Source organism: Pseudomonas sp. UBA5666 (genome assembly GCF_002420785.1).
Classification (GTDB): domain Bacteria; phylum Pseudomonadota; class Gammaproteobacteria; order Pseudomonadales; family Pseudomonadaceae; genus Aquipseudomonas; species Aquipseudomonas fulva.
This window is the reverse complement of sequence record NZ_DIIQ01000008.1, coordinates 12,815-29,221: the sequence shown is the minus strand read 5'-3', so window position 1 is coordinate 29,221 and position 16,407 is coordinate 12,815. Positions and strand designations below refer to the sequence as shown.

Annotated in this window: 13 protein-coding genes, 1 tRNA gene and 1 pseudogene; 9 read left to right on the top strand and 6 right to left on the bottom strand. The window is 61.3% G+C overall.

The features are described 5' to 3' along the window. Positions 1 to 416: 416 nt before the first annotated feature. Positions 417 to 692, bottom strand: coding sequence for a DUF3077 domain-containing protein (locus B2Y33_RS05455; protein WP_028687285.1), 276 nt, complete (start codon positions 690 to 692; stop codon positions 417 to 419). A gap of 673 nt (positions 693 to 1,365) precedes the next feature. Here B2Y33_RS05455 and B2Y33_RS05450 point away from each other — a divergent pair. The 5 genes and pseudogenes from B2Y33_RS05450 (at position 1,366) to B2Y33_RS05430 (ending at position 3,454) form a co-directional block, all read left to right on the top strand. Then, entirely contained in the window at positions 1,366 to 1,614 is a 249-nt protein-coding gene (locus B2Y33_RS05450) for a hypothetical protein (RefSeq protein ID WP_023535804.1), read from the top strand. 98 nt (positions 1,615 to 1,712) lie between these two features. Continuing rightward, positions 1,713 to 1,788, top strand: a tRNA-Thr gene (locus B2Y33_RS05445). A gap of 157 nt (positions 1,789 to 1,945) precedes the next feature. Then, a pseudogene (locus B2Y33_RS05440) lies at positions 1,946 to 2,152 on the top strand (integrase); the annotation flags it as partial. A gap of 585 nt (positions 2,153 to 2,737) precedes the next feature. Further along, complete coding sequence (locus B2Y33_RS05435) at positions 2,738 to 2,920, top strand: type II toxin-antitoxin system HicA family toxin (protein WP_080992932.1); 183 nt, start codon at positions 2,738 to 2,740, stop codon at positions 2,918 to 2,920. Positions 2,921 to 3,007: 87 nt separating this feature from the next. After that, positions 3,008 to 3,454, top strand: a complete 447-nt coding sequence (locus tag B2Y33_RS05430; RefSeq protein WP_206405225.1) for a type II toxin-antitoxin system HicB family antitoxin — start codon at positions 3,008 to 3,010, stop codon at positions 3,452 to 3,454. 296 nt (positions 3,455 to 3,750) lie between these two features. Here the strand turns inward: B2Y33_RS05430 and B2Y33_RS05425 are convergent, their stop codons facing one another. Both B2Y33_RS05425 and B2Y33_RS05420 read right to left on the bottom strand, forming a co-directional pair. Next, the gene (locus B2Y33_RS05425) at positions 3,751 to 4,908 is read right to left on the bottom strand and encodes a sensor histidine kinase (protein WP_206405226.1); all 1,158 of its coding nucleotides are present in this window, start codon (positions 4,906 to 4,908) and stop codon (positions 3,751 to 3,753) included. Beyond that, positions 4,901 to 5,713, bottom strand: coding sequence for an alpha/beta fold hydrolase (locus B2Y33_RS05420; protein ID WP_206405227.1), 813 nt, complete (start codon positions 5,711 to 5,713; stop codon positions 4,901 to 4,903). Before B2Y33_RS05420 ends, B2Y33_RS05425 begins: the two co-directional genes overlap by 8 nt. Positions 5,714 to 6,050: 337 nt before the next feature. Between B2Y33_RS05420 and B2Y33_RS05415 the strand changes: the two genes are divergently transcribed. After that, a complete protein-coding gene (locus B2Y33_RS05415) occupies positions 6,051 to 6,257 on the top strand; it encodes a DUF3079 domain-containing protein (RefSeq protein ID WP_023535792.1) in 207 nt (68 codons plus the stop codon). A gap of 72 nt (positions 6,258 to 6,329) precedes the next feature. Here B2Y33_RS05415 and B2Y33_RS05410 read toward each other — a convergent pair whose 3' ends face one another. Continuing rightward, positions 6,330 to 8,627 (bottom strand): TonB-dependent siderophore receptor, encoded by a 2,298-nt coding sequence (locus tag B2Y33_RS05410; RefSeq protein ID WP_206405228.1) that lies wholly within the window; start codon positions 8,625 to 8,627, stop codon positions 6,330 to 6,332. Positions 8,628 to 8,767: 140 nt separating this feature from the next. Here B2Y33_RS05410 and B2Y33_RS05405 point away from each other — a divergent pair, with 140 nt between their 5' ends. Together B2Y33_RS05405 and B2Y33_RS05400 are read left to right on the top strand one after the other, a co-directional pair. After that, entirely contained in the window at positions 8,768 to 9,490 is a 723-nt protein-coding gene (locus B2Y33_RS05405; RefSeq protein WP_027914099.1) for a response regulator, read from the top strand. Position 9,491: 1 nt separating this feature from the next. Further along, complete coding sequence (locus tag B2Y33_RS05400; protein ID WP_028688171.1) at positions 9,492 to 10,859, top strand: ATP-binding protein; 1,368 nt, start codon at positions 9,492 to 9,494, stop codon at positions 10,857 to 10,859. 69 nt (positions 10,860 to 10,928) lie between these two features. Here B2Y33_RS05400 and B2Y33_RS05395 read toward each other — a convergent pair whose 3' ends face one another. Next, positions 10,929 to 12,248 (bottom strand): OprD family porin, encoded by a 1,320-nt coding sequence (locus tag B2Y33_RS05395; protein WP_023535821.1) that lies wholly within the window; start codon positions 12,246 to 12,248, stop codon positions 10,929 to 10,931. Positions 12,249 to 12,707: 459 nt separating this feature from the next. On the opposite strand from B2Y33_RS05395, the gene B2Y33_RS05390 reads away from it, so the two are divergent. Next, positions 12,708 to 14,810 carry a TonB-dependent receptor gene (locus B2Y33_RS05390; protein ID WP_206405229.1) on the top strand — a complete coding sequence of 701 codons (2,103 nt, stop codon included), beginning with the start codon at positions 12,708 to 12,710 and terminating at the stop codon, positions 14,808 to 14,810. Between the two features lie 449 nt (positions 14,811 to 15,259). On the opposite strand, the gene aguA is transcribed toward B2Y33_RS05390, so the two are convergent. Then, entirely contained in the window at positions 15,260 to 16,366 is a 1,107-nt protein-coding gene (gene aguA / locus B2Y33_RS05380) for an agmatine deiminase (protein ID WP_145279338.1), read from the bottom strand. Positions 16,367 to 16,407: the final 41 nt, after the last annotated feature.

Genomic DNA, 16,407 nt, shown 5'->3' with positions numbered 1-16,407 from the left:
GAAAAGCCTGTGGATAAGTCTGTGAACAAGCTTGGGGTTACCTGTTGGTGTACGGGGCCATTCGGACGGATTGGCTTATTCCAAAATGACGTTCAAGACCAGCAAAAACAGGCATTTGCGCAAATTTGGTTTATTGCGGGCGGGGTTATGCCATTGGCACAAACATTCGATGCCGCTTGTGCATAAGCAATTTTTCAGGGGCGATTTTTTGTTGATTTCAGAGACGTTTGGTGCGTAGGGGATCGAGCTGCCATGCCGGAACTGTGAATGCTTCAGTACTCGCGTGTGGCTTTGAAATTCCGAAGTCTGTTTTCCTTGAGCAGTGATGAAAGCATTGGACGGGTGCCTGAGAACGGTTTGTCTATCCGCTTGGCACCCTGGCCCATTGTCATCCATGCCGCCGAGGTTCTGGTTGGCTAGGGGCGTTTGCCTTTGGCGATTTCGATGTCATTCAGCAAGGCGTTGGCCATGTCACAGAGGTAATCCGCCGCACCGAGCAGCTTGTGGTCATCCTCCATGTCCCCCTCACGCACCAGGTGCTTGATGTAACCCATCAGGATGGAGACGTGCTCGTACGCAGCATCCACCGGGATGCCGGGCTGTACGCGAAGGAGGTTTACGGGTGGGGTGCCGGCTTGGAGGAAGGTTTCTACGCCTGCGGTGGTGATAGGGTCCGAATTGCTCGTATCCATGACTTGGTTCCTTATTCGAAAACAGGAGCCGCCACGCAGACCTTCTCACGGATAGGGTGGCAGCCGTACGCAGGGTGAGAAACCGAGTGAATAAGGAACCCCGGCCAGACCAAAGCCTGCCCGCGCACGGCCACCATTGCAGGTAGCGCTTATTCGAAGTCGGGTTCTCACACCCGGTCGCCAGAGCGACGGGGCAAAGGTATCCGTGAGGTATTTCCCAGACAACGGCGATACTTCGGCAGAGCGCGTAGGATACGTCCGATACGTAAATTTGCAGAAGCCTCCAGCAGAAGAGTCCAGACATTTCCTACAAAACCAAGGCCCTCAGACTACAAACCACTCATCCCGTACCATCAATCAAACACAAAACTCCAGCCCAACGTATCCCGGTGTGGGAGCGGCCTCGCGCCGCGATGGGCCGCAAAGCGGCCCCAGCAACTCCACCCCAAACCCCATATCCACAGCCCCACACACCCCCGCCTCCCCCAAAAACCCACTCAACTTCCAATTCCATGACCCACCGCACACTCCCCGCAACATCCCACCCCTAATCCCCGCCCCCACAACCGTGTATCATGCGCCCCCCAAAACATTAAAAAGTGACGTCGCGCGCTGCCTGCCAGCCCTGCGGCCATCTGGCGTTGCGCCAGATTCGACAACGGACCTGACTCTCGTGACCCAAGCCAAGCCCCTCGCCCTGCTCGCCTTCGCCCTGGCCCTCACCGCCTGCGCCAGCGGCCCCTCGCACCCCGCCCCCGGCAACCTCGGCTGGAACCACCCCGGCATGCAGCTGGGCGGCGACCGAGGCCTACCCCTGCGCGCCGACAACACCTGCCGCAAGCGCGGTTGCGACAACGACAAGCTGTTCTTCAACCCCGGCAAGACCGAACCAAACGTCACCACCCTCCACCGCGGCTGGTAAGAAAATTTCCCTTTTGGGTCGGTGAGTTAGGTCATTTTCAAACAATCGCAAGGAAGTGGTTTACACACGCCAAACGATCGTTATAATGACGCCCCATTGCCGGTATAGCTCAGCTGGTAGAGCAACTGACTTGTAATCAGTAGGTCCCGGGTTCGATTCCTGGTGCCGGCACCATATAAGGTTCCAGAGAAGGTTTTCAAAATCTCTGGAACCCCCGGAAAACCCGCCTTCTGGCGGGTTTTTTCGTTTTGGCGTGCCGTCGGATTTCGGGAGTGGCCAGCGCTAATAAGGCTAGTTTTAAGGGTAGAGGTCCGTTTCGATATCGGAGACTATCCTTGCGGCCCGCAAAACTGCCCCGCCTACCGGTACCCCCTGTCGCACGGCAAAGCCCAGAAAGCGCGAGTACAAGCTCTTCGATGGGGGCGGTCTTGACCTGCTTGTGCAATCCAACGGCCGCAAGGGCGGGCGGCTCAGGTACGTGAAACCCGATGGCCGAGAAGGCCTGACTGCCCTAAGCAGTTATCCAGTGATCCGTCTCTTTCAATGGGAAGAGCCGGGCGCTCTTGACAGTGCTGCAGCCCTTATCGCATTTGGTTTTGCAGCAACTTCACTCCTGACATAGGCGTGACAGACGCCAATGGCTCTAGCAGCAGCGATGTAGGGGATGGTGCCGCAGACCAAGGAATGGGGTGCACCTGACTAACAGTCGGGCATGCCCCGGTCATCGCATTGCTGCATTTCATCCAACTCAGGATCTCGCAGCACTGGTCTCGTCAGCCAATGCAGCCTCTACCCGCCCACCTTTAACGGCTTCAAGAGGCCAGATCATGAGATGCCCTCGCTCCAGGACGTCAGGAGCCGCCAGCCACAGACTAGAGGACATCCCCCACAGGTCGCAGGGGCCATCCCTGATAACGCTCAGCATTCTAGGCAGGATACGGTGGGGCGAGGATTAGCAAACGGAGGTGAAGCGTATGCAAATACGGTCGATGTGAGCTCATCCCCCTGCTCTGGGGAACAAGCGTTGGGTTGTCGGATCTTAGACATTGTGTACTAGTGTGTACAATCCTCTGAATCGTTGTGTAGCATACACACAACCGCGGCAAGCTTTGAGGAGGTACCCGTGCACAGCCGAGACATCATCAAGCGGCTGAAGGATGACGGTTGGGTCAGAGTCAAAGGGACTGATGGGAGCCACCAGCAGTTCAAGCATCCAACCAAGAAGGGGCGGGTTACGGTTCCTCATCCAAATAAGGATGTGGCAACCGGGACGCTTCGAAACATTTGGAAGCAAGCCGGTCTCTGACCGGTTTTACCCTTGCGGGTAGATCGTAAGCTTGCTGTTAGCAATAGTGAAATCGAATCGCCGAAATTTTTCGGAGGGATATTTAAAATGAAATACCCAGTTGTTTTGCACAAAGATGAAGGCTCCGACTACGGAGTGACAGTTCCAGACGTACCGGGCTGCTTCTCTGCTGGCGAAACGATCGATGAAGCATTGAGCGAAGTCCAACTGGCGTTAGAGATGCACTTTGAAGGTTTGGTAGAAGATGGAGAGCCTCTGCCGCAACCTCAAAATATCGAAATCCATAGGAAGGACCCGGCTTATGCCGATGGCATCTGGGCTTTCGTAGAATTCGACGTCACCCCCTACTATGGGAAGTCGGTTCGCTTTAACGCGTCTTTACCAGAAGGTCTCCTCAAACGCATAGATGATCGCGTGAAAGAAGACAGCGCTTATGCGTCCAGATCAGGATTTTTAGCCGCGGCGGCGCTGCATGAGCTGGCGAAAAACTTAAACGAAGGCATAGACGCTTTAAAAACCAGAAAGACAGTATGACTTGAAAATATTAAGGGCGCCCTAGGGCGCCCTAATAATGACCAGGTATACGGGCAAGAAACGCAACTGAAGCACTGAACCAACTTTGCGAAACTTGAGAGCTCACAGGGTATTCATCGAACTTCTGAAACGCCTTATTGGGGCTGCTGTGCAGCCCATCGCGGCGCGAGGCCGCTCCCACACTGGGATTCGCTCGGTTCCGGATGCGGTGTTGGGGGGTTGCTCGTATGGAACGGCGCTTACGCAAGATACGGGTTAGGATTCCCGGCGAATTGAACGCACCTGCCCAAGCCCCCTCACCCCAACCAAACCTCAAACCGTGTGCCCAACACCCCATCCGAGCACATATTCACACTCCCCCCATGCGCCTCGGCGATCTTCTTCACGATGAACAACCCCAGCCCCACCGACCGCACCGTGTCCTGGCAATCGCTGCCTCGGGTCATCGGCTCGAACAACGTGGGCAGCAGCGCGTCATCGATGGCAGCACCATGGTTTTGCACAGTCACCACCGCCCCGTCATCCGAGAAATCCGTGGTCACGGTAATGGGATAGCGAAGGTCGCCATAGGCGACAGCGTTGGCCACCAGGTTACCCATCAACTGCTGCAACCGATCCGGGTCGACCTGCACCACGCGCCGGCCGCGGGCGTAATGCCGAATCTGTGCGTCAGGGAAGGCCACCTTCAGCTCACTTATCGAATAATCCACGGCACGCACCAGGTCCACTCGCTCGCGGCGGATGGTCATGCCGGGGCCGAGCCTGACCGAGGCGAAGTCGAGCAGGTCGACGATCATGCGCAGCGCGCGCTCGGTCGAGGTATCGATGCCCGCCAACAAGCGCCGAGCACGGTCGCTTGGTAGATCGCGCTTGAGCATGGACGCGGCCATCTGGATGGCGGTCAGGGGGTTCTTCAGGTCGTGGCTGGCAATGGCGACCATCTGTTCGGAGAAGACGGCACGGCGCTGGACTTCCTGGTAGGCGGCGGCGAGTTCAGCCTGGGCGCGCTGAAGGGCGCTTTCGGCTTCTATCTTCTGCGCCAGCATTTCTTCGGCGCGTTGCATGGCTTCCAGGGCAGCCTTGCCACTGCTGGTGCTTTCGAGCGCGCTGAACAGCGCCAGATGGTAACGAATGCCGTCATCGCTTTCGCGGCGCACGCCGCTGAGCAGCATGGGCAGCTTGCGGCCGTCGCGGTGGCGCAGGGCGATCTTCACTTCGGAGATCGACCCCTGCATGTTCAGCAGTGGGCCCCAGTGGGTCAGCAGGAACACGCGGCCGTCGGCGGGCAGCAGTTGGTCGAAGCTCATCGCGTGCAGGGTGGCGCTGTCGTACCCCAGCCAGTCGGCCAGTGTCTGGTTGCAGCGCACCAGGGTGCCGTCGGGCGCCATCACCACCAGGGCACAGGGTGCGTGCTCGAAGAAGGCCTGGGTGGACAGCAGCGCCGTGTTATCCATGGTCGAGGCCAAGGTGGGTGAAGAACTGGTCCATCGCGGCCGCACAAGCGCCTGACGCGCTCAGCTGGGGGTAATGGCCCATGTTCTCGATGATGCTCAGCTGGCTGCTGGGCATGACGGCGTGCAGGTAGTTGCCTACCGCTAAAGGCAGGACGGGGTCCCCGGTGCATTGCACGATCAGGGTGGGCAGCTGCAGGCCTGTCACGTCCTTGCGGTGGTCGGACAGGAAGATCACGCGGGCGAAGTGCCGGGCGATCTGGGCGTCGGTGCGGCTGAAACTGCTGGCCAGTTCCTGCTCCAGGGCCGGCTGGCCGGGGGTCCCCATCAGCACGGGGGCCATGGAGCTGGACCAACCCAGGTAGTTTTCGTCGAGGGTGGTCAGCAGGTCGTGCACTTCATCGGGGGTGAAGCCGCCGGTGTACGCCTCGTCGTCGACGTAACAGGGCGAGCCGCCCACCATGACCAGCCCCATCAGGCGGCCTGGCCGCTGGCGCTCGGCCAGGGCAGTGATCATGGCGCTGACCGAGTGGGCGACCACGATGACCGGGCCTTGGGCGTATTCGTCGATGATTTCGTTGAGATCGCTCGCGTAGCCCCACAGCGTGGAGTACTTGTCGTGCTTGTAGGCACTCAGGTCCGAGTGCCCCGCCCCGACCAAGTCGTAGGTCACGACCCGGAAGCGTTCGAGAAAGTGCGGGAGCAGCAGCCGCCACATGGATTGGTCGCAGCCGAAACCATGGGACAGAACGAGGGTCACGTCACCGGCTCCGGCAACCTGGACGTTGTTACGTTTTTGCAGGGTCATACCTCTCCCCAATACCGTTCAACGTCATGCTGAGCTGTCACGATCCGTTCAAGTCCTTGCTGAGAATAGTTGAGGGAAGCCCTACAGAAAGGTGCCGTTGAGCGACGCGTCATCGCCCCGCTAATGACTTAGTGGGGTCTTGTGCTGTAACAGTTCACGGATCGGGACGCCCACATTACGCTATATAGGCAAGCGACGTAGAAGTTTCTGCCAATTTTCTGGGGACAGACGGTCAGGCGATGATCAGGATGCCATTGGCTGGTGTTTGACTTCGGTCAACTCGAATAGCGCTGCGAAGGTTAGGCTCAGGTCATGTACCGCCTGCCGGAGGCACCTCATGGCCAAGAAATTCCCGAAGCACCCCAGCCACCCCGAGCGCATTTGCTGGGGCTGCGATCTGTATTGCCCAGCCAAGGCGCTGGCATGCGGCAATGGTGCCGACCGGACCATGCACCCGATGGAGCTGTTCGGCGAGGACTGGGACAGCTTCGATGACAGGTTCGAGCCGCCCGCTGTGGATAACGCGAAGCCCCCCACCCTCTGACCGCGCCTTCAGCCCTGCATGAACCACCTCACCCGCCGGGCGCGGGTGAGGTGTTCGTCCTTGCAACGTGGATCAGAAGGTGGTGTTGACGGTCATCGACAAGCTGCGCGGGTCACCGTAAACGGCCCCTGCATAGAACCCGTAGCGGGTGTAGTAGTGCTTGTCGAACAGGTTGTTGGCATTGAGGGTCACGCTGGTGTCGTCGGTCACCTGGTACTTGGCCATGGCGTTCCAGATGGCGTAGCCGGACCAGTTCACGTCGGTAGCACCACTGCTCACGCCGTTGACGGGCTGGCCCGCCGGGCTGGAAAGGGCGCGGATATTGGACTGCGCGGTAACGCCGGCGCCGACCGTCAGGCGGTCGAGTGGGCCGCTGAGGTGGTAGGTGGTGGAGGCCTTGAACAGGTGCGAAGGGTCGCTGCGCCCGTCGCTGTCAACGCGGCGGAAGTGCAGGTAGGTGTAGCCGGCGTACACGTTCCAGTCCGGGGTGAGGGCGCCGGCGATTTCCAGGTCGATACCGTCGGTTTCCTGGCCTGAGCCTGCTTTGTAGGCATCGCCACCGGTCGGGGTCGACAGGCCGCCGTCCAGCACGGCCTTGTTTTCCTGCTTGGTGCGGAAGTACGCCGCAGAGGCGTTCAGGCGACCGTCGAACCAGGCACCTTTGATACCCGTCTCGTAGCTTTGCCCACGGATCGGCTCGACCCGGCTGCCGGCACTGGTTTCCTGGGTTTGCGGGTTGAAGATGTCGGTGTAGCTGGCGTACAGCGAGTAGGTGTCGTTGAGGTCGTAGACCGCGCCCAGGTAGGGAGTCACAACGCCGTTTTCTTCCTGGCTGGTGCGCACGGCATCCACGCTGCGGGTGATGGCCGAGTAGTCAGTGGTGCGCACGCCCAGGATCACCGACAGTGGGTCGGTGATGCTCAGGCGGGTCGCGGCGTACATGCCTTGCAGGCGGGTGGTGGTCTTGCTGTGCTTGCCGGTCTGCGAAGCCAGCATGGCATAGTCCCCGTCCACGCCATTGCGCCAGTCGCTGATGGGCAGGCCATTGTTGGCGCGGAACAAGCAGCCCACCACTGGATCGGTGGCCTTGCCGCCACCGACCATGCTGCAGCGGTATTCCGGGGACCACTGCACGCTACGGCTGTCGTTGTAGCCGACCATGGCCTGGTGCGTACGGCCAAACAACTGGAACGGGCCGGACAGGTCGATCTGCGCCGACTGCTGGGTGGTGTCGCTCGAGCTGTGCAGGCCGTTGAGCACCGCGCCGCTGCCGTCCTGATTCCAGTAGCCGCCGAACCGGCCACGCCCTGCCGAGTTGACCTTGCCCAGGCCTCGGTGGTTGAGGGCATCGGTCGTGCTCTGGGATGCCTTCAGGTCCAGCGACCAGTCGTTGTCGAAGCGGTGCACCAGCGAGCCGAAGGCGGTGCGGGTGGTGTACTCGCCAAAGCTCCAGCTCGGTACCAGGTTGGAGCTGCGTGGCAGGTCGGTCTTGCTGCCGTCGCGGTACCAGATGGGGATGTTCGCGCCCCAGCCACCGCCCACCACCTTGTTGTACTCGTACTGATAGCCGGCACCTAGGGTGGTGGCGTCGTCCAGGTCGAACTCGAAGTTGGCCAGGGCCGCGCGTGAACGGTCGGACTGGTAGTCGCGGAACGAGTTGGCGTCCTGCTGGGTCACCACGAAACGCGAGCGCAGGCGGCCGTCTTCGGACAGCGGCAGGTTCAGGTCGGCGCCCAGGCGGCGTTTGTCCCAGCTGCCGTAGGTGGCATAGGCGCTGCCGCCGAAGGTGCGGGTGGGCGCCTTGCGAATCAGGTCGATGGTAGCGGACGGGTCACCGGTTCCGCCGAGCAGGCCGTTGGCACCGCGCACGATGTCGATGCGCTCGTACAGGTCCATGTTCAGGGCGTTGCCGCTACCGCTGAAGTCGGACGCGCCGGGTGCCTGCAGGCCGTCGATTTTCCAGTTGGTGATGGAATAGCCACGGGCGCGGTAATCGGTGCGTCCGCCCACTTCGGATTTGCTGGCGGTTACCCCGGGGGTGGTTTCCAGCGCCTGCTCGATGCTGTGGATGGCGCGGTCATCCATCTGCTGGCGGGTGATGGTGGTGACCGACTGTGGCGTTTGCCGTGGGGTCAGCGCCAGGCCGGTGGAGCTGCGCGTGCGTTCGACGGTGTAGCCCAGCTGGCCGGCATCGTCCTGGGGCAGCAGGGCACTGTCTTCGATTTGAGTGGCATCGAGCACCAGAGGTGCGCTGCCGGCGGCCATGACGCCACCGCTGATGGCGAGGCCGACGAAGAAGGCAATTGGCTTGAGGCGGGTGCCGCCACAGGTGAACGCGGTGAAGGTGTTGGCGATGCTTGAGGGATTCATTTGGGAAGGCTTCGTATTTGCAGATGATTTTTTGTTAGGATTCTAGGGATCAGTCCTCCGGGCTCTACACCCGACATGTACGGGGATGTAATGCAACGTAACGGGCGTTGACGACGCCCGCCTCACAGGTGTTTTTTCAGATGAGCACAACCCTGCTGGTTGTTGATGACGACGACGAGATTCGCGAGCTGCTGTGCGATTACCTGACCGATGCAGGCTACGTCGTACTGGCGGCGGCCGACGGCAAGCAGATGCACGAGCACCTGGCGCGGCAAAAGGTGGACCTTGTGGTGCTGGACCTGATGCTGCCCGGTGAAGATGGCCTGAGCCTGTGCCGTCAGTTGCAGGCCCTGCCGGGGTTGGCGGTGATCATGCTGTCGGCCAAGGGCAGTGCACTGGACCGCATCATTGGCCTGGAAGTAGGGGCCGACGATTACCTGGCCAAGCCTTTCGAACCCCGGGAGCTCATTGCCAGGATCAAGGCCGTGCTGCGCAGGCCCCATCGGCTGGAGGCTGCCGTACAGGAGCCAACCCAGGTCCAAGCCCATGTCTTTGCAGGTTTTCGCCTGGAACATATCAAGCGCCTGCTGACCCGCCCCGACGGGCAGACCTTGACCTTGCCGCGCTCCGATTATCGGGTGCTGCGCGAACTGCTCGAAGCCAACAACCGTGTGGTGTCTCGCGACCAGTTGACACGTAGTGCCTTCAGCCGCGACCACCTGCCGGACGATCGCTCGGTCGACATGTGCGTCAGCCGCCTGCGCCAGCATCTGCGCCATGCGCCTGGCGATGTGGCGCAGATCCTCACCATCCGCAACGAAGGTTATCTGCTGAGCATTGCTCAGACCCAGGCCACGGCCTGACATGCGCTGGGCTCGCCGACTGTGGCCGCGCACGCTGTTCGGGCAGCTGATGCTGATCATGGTGGGCGGCACCCTGGCCATTCAGTTGATGTCCAGCAGCATCTGGTTCGATGTGCGCTTCGCCCAGGTGTTCGAAGCCCCCGTGCGCTTGATTGCGGCGCGCAGTGCACCGCTGATCCAGCAGGCCAGCTGTCATGCCGGCGTGCTCAAGGTGCCGGCCCATTACCAGTTGCGCTGCGCCGAGCAGCTGCCCGTACTGCAGCAGGATGAACGGCGCGGGCGCAAACGGGTCGAGTTGCTGCTTCACCAGGCACTGAAATACGAGCTTGGCCATGAGCCGCAGGTGCGCTTGATGAAGGTGCAGTTGACCGACGAACTGGGCCAGCCGATCGTCTGGCGCAGCCTGTTCGGGCTGCGCACCGCCCAGGCCCATCTTCAGTTTGCGGTGCCGTTGGCAGACGGGCATTGGCTGACCATAGACGGGCAGGAACTGCAGGGCTGGAGCGGTGAATCCGCCTGGCTGCTGATCAGTGACTACCTGCTGCGGGTGTACGCGTTGCGCATTGTCGCCGTGCTGGTGGTATGCCTGATTGCCGTGCGCCTGTGCCTGCGTCCGCTACGCCGCCTGGCGGATGCGGCGCTGGCGCTGGGCAGCAACCTGCAACAACCGCCGCTGGCGCTCGATGGTCCCGATGAGGTTCGTCAGGCCGCGCAAGCCTTCAACGCCATGCAGCAGCGCCTGATCGCCATGGTCAACGACAAGGCTTACTTTCTCGCTGCTGTCTCCCATGACCTGCGCACCCCGCTGACGCGCATGCGCCTGCGCCTGGAACGCATGCCCGACGACGAACACCGGCAGCGCTTACGGCAGAACATCGCCCAGATGGACGACATGATCGGCCAGGTGCTGGACTACCTGCGTGCGGGCGAACAGCAAAACCTGCAACCGGTCGACATGGATCGCCTGGTGATACGCCAGTGCGCCGAGCTGGCCACTGCCGACGAACCAATACCCGTGCACGGCCATGGCGGCGTGGTGAGCGTCGATGCCCTGATGGTGCAGCGTTGCCTGCAAAACCTGCTGGTCAATGCATTGCGTTATGCCAGTCAGGTGAGTGTGTCGGTGGAGCGCGTAGGGGCACGGGTGCTGGTTCACGTCGAGGATCGAGGCCCAGGCATTGCGCCGCACCTGCTGGCGACCGTCACCGAACCGTTCGTACGGGGCGAGAGCTCGCGTAACCAGGCATCCGGCGGGTATGGGCTGGGGCTGAGTATCGTCGAGCGAATCATGACCAGCCATGGGGGGGCATTGCGGGTGCGCAACCGTGAGGGGGGCGGGTTGCGCGTGACCCTTGAGCTGCCTGTCTAGAGACGGGCAGCCCGTAGGCTCAGGCCAACGGCGCACGCGGTGCGAAGGTGGCCTGCGTGGGTGACCAGATCAGAAGATGCTGATCGGGTACTCGACGAATACGCGGACTTCGTTGCCGTCGTCGTTGTAACCGTTCTGGCGCACGGCATTGTTGGTACGCAGGAACGAGCTGCGCAGCTTGACCGACAGGTCCTTGGCAGGGCCTTCCTGTACCACGTAGCGGATCTGGTTGAAGATCTCGCGCTCCTTGCCTTCGCCGAAGCCCTGTGGGTTGGCGACATTGCGGGTGTTGATGTTGTCACCCACCACGTAGGCCAGCTTGTAGGTCAGGCCAGGGATGCCGTAGGCACCGAAGTCCAGGCCATAGCCCAGCTGCCAGGAACGCTCGTCCTCGGCATTGAAGTCGGACCAGTAGGAGTTGGCCAGGAAGATGGTCGAGCCACCATCACCCACACCGCCCTGGTTCTGGTACCAGCCGTAGTTGTAGCCGGTGCTGCCAGTGCTGCGCTGGTGAGCGAGGGTGAACGAGTGGGCGCCGTAGGCGTAGGTGGCGGCCAGGCTCCAGATGGTGTTCGAGTCGCCGTTCAGGCCCGCTTCACGCACGTACTTGTTGTCGATGCTCGACTTGTAGCCGTTGAAGTCCAGGGTCAGGGACTGGTTCTCGGCAATGGCGTAGACGTAGTTCAAGCCCAGGTAGTGCTTCTTCATCACGTCTTCGGTGTCGGCGGTGTACAGCGACGCGGTGAAGTTGTCGTTGAACTTGTAGCTACCGCCCAACACGTTGATCGACTTCAGACCACCGCCATCGCGGCGTTCGGCGCTCTTGCGCGCTTCCTGGGTGAAGCGACCGGCGTTCAGCTCCAGGCCTTCGATTTCCTTGGAGGTGATCAGGGTGCCGGTGAAGCTTTCCGGCAGCAGGCGCGCATCGTCGTACTGGAGCACTGGCAGGGCGGGCATCTGGTCACCGTACTTGAGCACGGTGTTGGAAATGCGGAACTTCACGGCGGCACCGGCACGGGCCAGGTTGTGCGGCGAACGGGCATTGCCATCGGCGTTGGTGGTGTCGTGCGGCTTGAAGAAGTCGACGCCGCCGCCACCGTTGTGGCCCTTGCCGCCGTCCAGGCGCAAGGCGTACAGGCCGAATGCATCGACGCCGACCCCGACGGTGCCCTGGGTGAAGCCGGACGAGAAGTTACCGATGAATGCCTGGCCCCACTCGATCTGGTCATCGGTGCCGTGCTTCTTGTCACGGTTGATGTAGGCGTTGCGCAGAAGGACGTTGGCGTGGCTGTCCTCGATGAAGCCGTTGCTGGCGGCCTGGTCATTGGCCTGGGCCTGGGTCGCGGCGATCATCGCCAGGGCGACCAGGCTGATCCTGGTATTCAACATGTTATTTTCCTTATTTCTTGATCGAAAACGCGCTGCGTAATGACGCCATAAACCAACGCCCCTTCGTAGGTTCGACGCTATGCAGGTTCTGCCAAAAGCCCCTTTGCCGGTAAACGCGGCCGGCCTGGCAACAGCATGGCCAAACGGATTGGCCAGCAGGCGTGGCCGAATCCTAGCGGCGTGCGATTACAAATGTCAAAAAAACGTGAAATTCAGGTTGATATAACTAAAAACCGAGCGCTCATGAGGCATTTTCTTTAGAACTAAAGCTGTAGGAGGATATTCCTTCTTGATATGGAAAACTCATCCTGATCACAGCGACAAGTTCCCTTGGCAGGCCTTCGTAATTAGTTACAAAGTGATACAAACGTAAAAATCCAGGGCTCAGAATAGGCGAGCATTAGTAAATAGCACCCATTATCATTCGCACCTTCATTATTGCTCGGTCGAACGTGCGCCATGCCTGCCCCTTCTCGCCTCGCTCCTATCACGCTCTCCATTTCATGCCTGCTGGCTGCCAGCCCCACAAGCGCTGCCACCACCACCCTACCTGAGCTGTCCGTCACCGCCGAAAGCGAGCGGGAAAAAGACAACCCGCGGGTGCGTGAGGTCGGTACCGCGACTCGAACCGCCACTGCCGTGCGCTCCGTGCCGCAGGCGGTGGATACGATAAAGACGTCGCAGGTGCTGGACTACGGCAGCGACACGCTGGGCAAAGCGCTCGAGGGTATCCCCAACGTCAGCAGTGGTGCCGACACGCGCTTCGACAGCGTACGCATTCGCGGCTTCGAAGCCGGCAATGACTTCTATCTGGACGGCGTGCGCGATGACAGCCAGTACATCCGCGACCTGCACAGCATCGAACGGGTCGATGTGCTCAAAGGCCCGGCGGCCGTGCTGTATGGGCGGGGCGGCCAGGGGGGTATCGTCAACCGCATCAGCAAGGCGCCCGAGGCAGGCCGTCGCTCTACCCTGGAGGCACGGGCAGGCAGCGAGGATCTGCGCAGCCTGTATGCCGACCTGAGCGCAGACCCCAGCGACACGGTCAGCCTGCGCCTGAACATGGGTAACCAGGACAACAACAGCTTCCGTGACGGTATCGACGGTAGCCGCCAGCTGTTCGCGCCCTCGGTCAGCTGGCAGGTCACGCCGCAGCTGAACTGGCTGGTGCAATACGAGTACAGCCGCTTCAACCGCACGCCGGACCGCGGTATCCCCGGCGTCGATGGCCGCCCGGCGAACGTCAGCCGCAGCACGACCTACGGCGATACACAGCGTGACTTCATCGATGACCGGGCGCAGTCCTTGCGCTCACGCCTGAACTACGAGCTCAACGATGCGTGGCAACTGCGTCACACCCTGAGCCTGTTCAAGCTCGACAGCGAATTCGACAACACCTACCCCACCGCCTATAACCCCAGCAATGGCACGGTGACGCGTCAGCGCTGGCAGCAGGACCTGAACACCCGCAACCTGTTCAACACCCTGGAAGCCGAAGGCACCTTTGACACACTAGGCCTGGGGCACACGCTGTTGCTGGGCCTGGAGTTCGGCAGCCAACGCCGCGACCCTACCTTGTATACCGCGGCTGCGGCAAACGCCGGCGGGCGGCCCGTGCCGCCGCTGGACCTGTACGACCCTGACCGGAGCAAGCAGCACAACGGTCGCATGGTGATGTCCAGCAACAACCACACCGTGGTGCAAAGCCGTGGCCTGTACCTGCAAGACCAGCTTCGCCTGAACGATCAATGGCAGCTGCTGGCAGGCGTGCGCTTCGATGAATTCGACGTGGAGACCACCAACAAGGTGCGCAGCCTGTCCGAAAAACAGAGCAGCCGGACCACCAGCCCTCGCATAGGGATCGTGTACACCCCGTGGCAGGATCACTCGTTCTACGCATCATGGAGCAAGACCTTCTCGCCGGTAGGCGGTGGCCTGATCGGCATCACGCCGGGCGCCCCGGGCAACAGCAACGAGACGGCACCCGAGCTGACCCGGCAAAAGGAAGTTGGCGTGAAGAGCGACTGGTTCGACCAACGCCTGACCACCACCCTGGCGGTCTATGAACTGGAGCTTTACAACCGTCGTACCCGCGACCCGCTTAACCCGGAAATCACCTTGCTCAGCGGCCTTCAGCGCTCGCGCGGCATCGAGTTGACCGCCACGGGCAATGTGATCGGCAACTGGTACGTGCGCGGCGGGGTTGGCTTGCAGGATGCCACCATCGTCAAGGACAACAACGGCCAGCAAGATAACCGGATCAATGACGTGGCCAAGCGTAACGCCAGCCTGTTCGTCACCTGGAAGCCAGAACTGGGCTGGTATGCCGAAACAGGCCTGACGCTGGTCGGTCAGCGGTATGCCGACAACCAGAACACCACGGTGCTGCCAGGTTATGGCCGCTGGGATGCGCTGGCCGGGTACCGCAGCCAGGCGTGGGATGTGCGGGCGGCGCTGAGCAACATTGCCGACCGGACATACTACAGTTCGGCGACCAGTGCAGCGCAGATCCAGGTCGGCGACCCCCGCAGCCTGGTCGTCACAGGCACCTACAGCTTCTGAACGTCAGCAGGGGCAGCCTTTGCGGGGCTGCCCCTGCCAGTGTGGTACAGGGTTTGAGCAACGTTGGGTCGCGGCTAACGCCACACCGCCATCAACGCATGAAACTCCGCCTCGCTGATCAGTCCTTCAGGGTAGCGCCCGGCAAGTAGCCGTCGTGGGTCGGTCGTCCTGACCCTGCTGCTTCCATGGTGCTTCAACCACGTCGCCAAACGCTCGAGCGATGCTTGGTCTATTGCCAATGGGCGCAATGCCGACTCACTTGCTGCATTCATTTCTACACGTACTCCTGGCCCGTGAGCAGCTAACCTACGCAAGTAGTGTTACAAGCAGGTAACCCGGTTACATCAGGCTATCTGTTTGAAAAACAATACAAAAGCTATGCCACTGCAGGTGCCAGGCGTCGCCTGGCGGTTGTGCGCGTGTGCGTCCTCACTACGCGCCACGAACCATCAACGGTACACAGGCGCCGGCTGCTGCTGGGTCAGGCAATGGATGTTACCGCCACCCAACAGCAATTCCCGTCCAGGGATCATCACCACCTCGTGATCAGGGAAGATGCTCGACAGTATGGCCTTGGCCTCGGCATCGGCCGGGTCGTCGAAGCTCGGCGCGATGATGCCGCCGTTGACGATCAGGAAGTTGACGTACGAGCCTGCCAGACGCACCGAAGGATCACGCTCCTGGCTGCCCGACACCTGGTCGACGCCGGCACATTCTTCTTCGGTGGCGTACAGCGGCCCGGGAATCGGCATCTTGTGCACGACGAAGGCCCGCCCCTTGGCGTCGCGGGTGGTCTGCAGCACTTCCATGGCCGCGTGACAGCGCGCGTAGTTGGGGTCGTTCACGTCATCTGTCCAGGCCAGTAACACTTCGCCAGGGCGCACGTAACAGCAGAAGTTGTCGACATGGCCATCGGTCTCGTCGTTGTACAGGCCGTCTGGCAGCCACACCACGGTATCGACCGCGAGGTTGTCGCGCAGCACGGTTTCGATCTGCTCGCGGTTCAGGTGCGGATTACGGTTGTGGTTCAACAGGCACTCTTCGGTGGTGATCACCGTGCCTTCGCCGTCCACATGGATCGAGCCGCCTTCGAGCACGAACCCTTCGGTGCGATAACGCTGGCAGCGCTCCATCTCCAGCACCTTGCCAGCCAATGCCTCGTCCCGGTTCCACGGTGCATACAGTCCACCCTCGAAGCCACCCCAGGCGTTGAAATCCCAGTCCACGCCACGCACTTCGCCGTTGTCGTTGACCACGAAGGTGGGGCCGGTGTCACGCACCCAGGCATCGTCGCTGCCCAGTTCAACGACCCGGATATTGGGCTGGTCCAGCAGGCGACGCGCGTTTTCATACTGGCCCGCCGAGACGCCCACGGTGACCGGCTCGAAGCGCGCGATCGCCTTGGCCAAGGTGACATGGGCCGCCTGCGCCGGCTTACCGCCCAGTCGCCAGTTATCCGGCCGCTCTGGCCAGACCATCCAGACCTGGGTTTGCGGGGCCCATTCGGCGGGCATGTGGAAACCATCGGCACGTGGCGTGGAAGTGAGGGTTTTCATCGTTGACCTCTGTCATGGCCCTGCCCGGAAGGGTGTGGGCG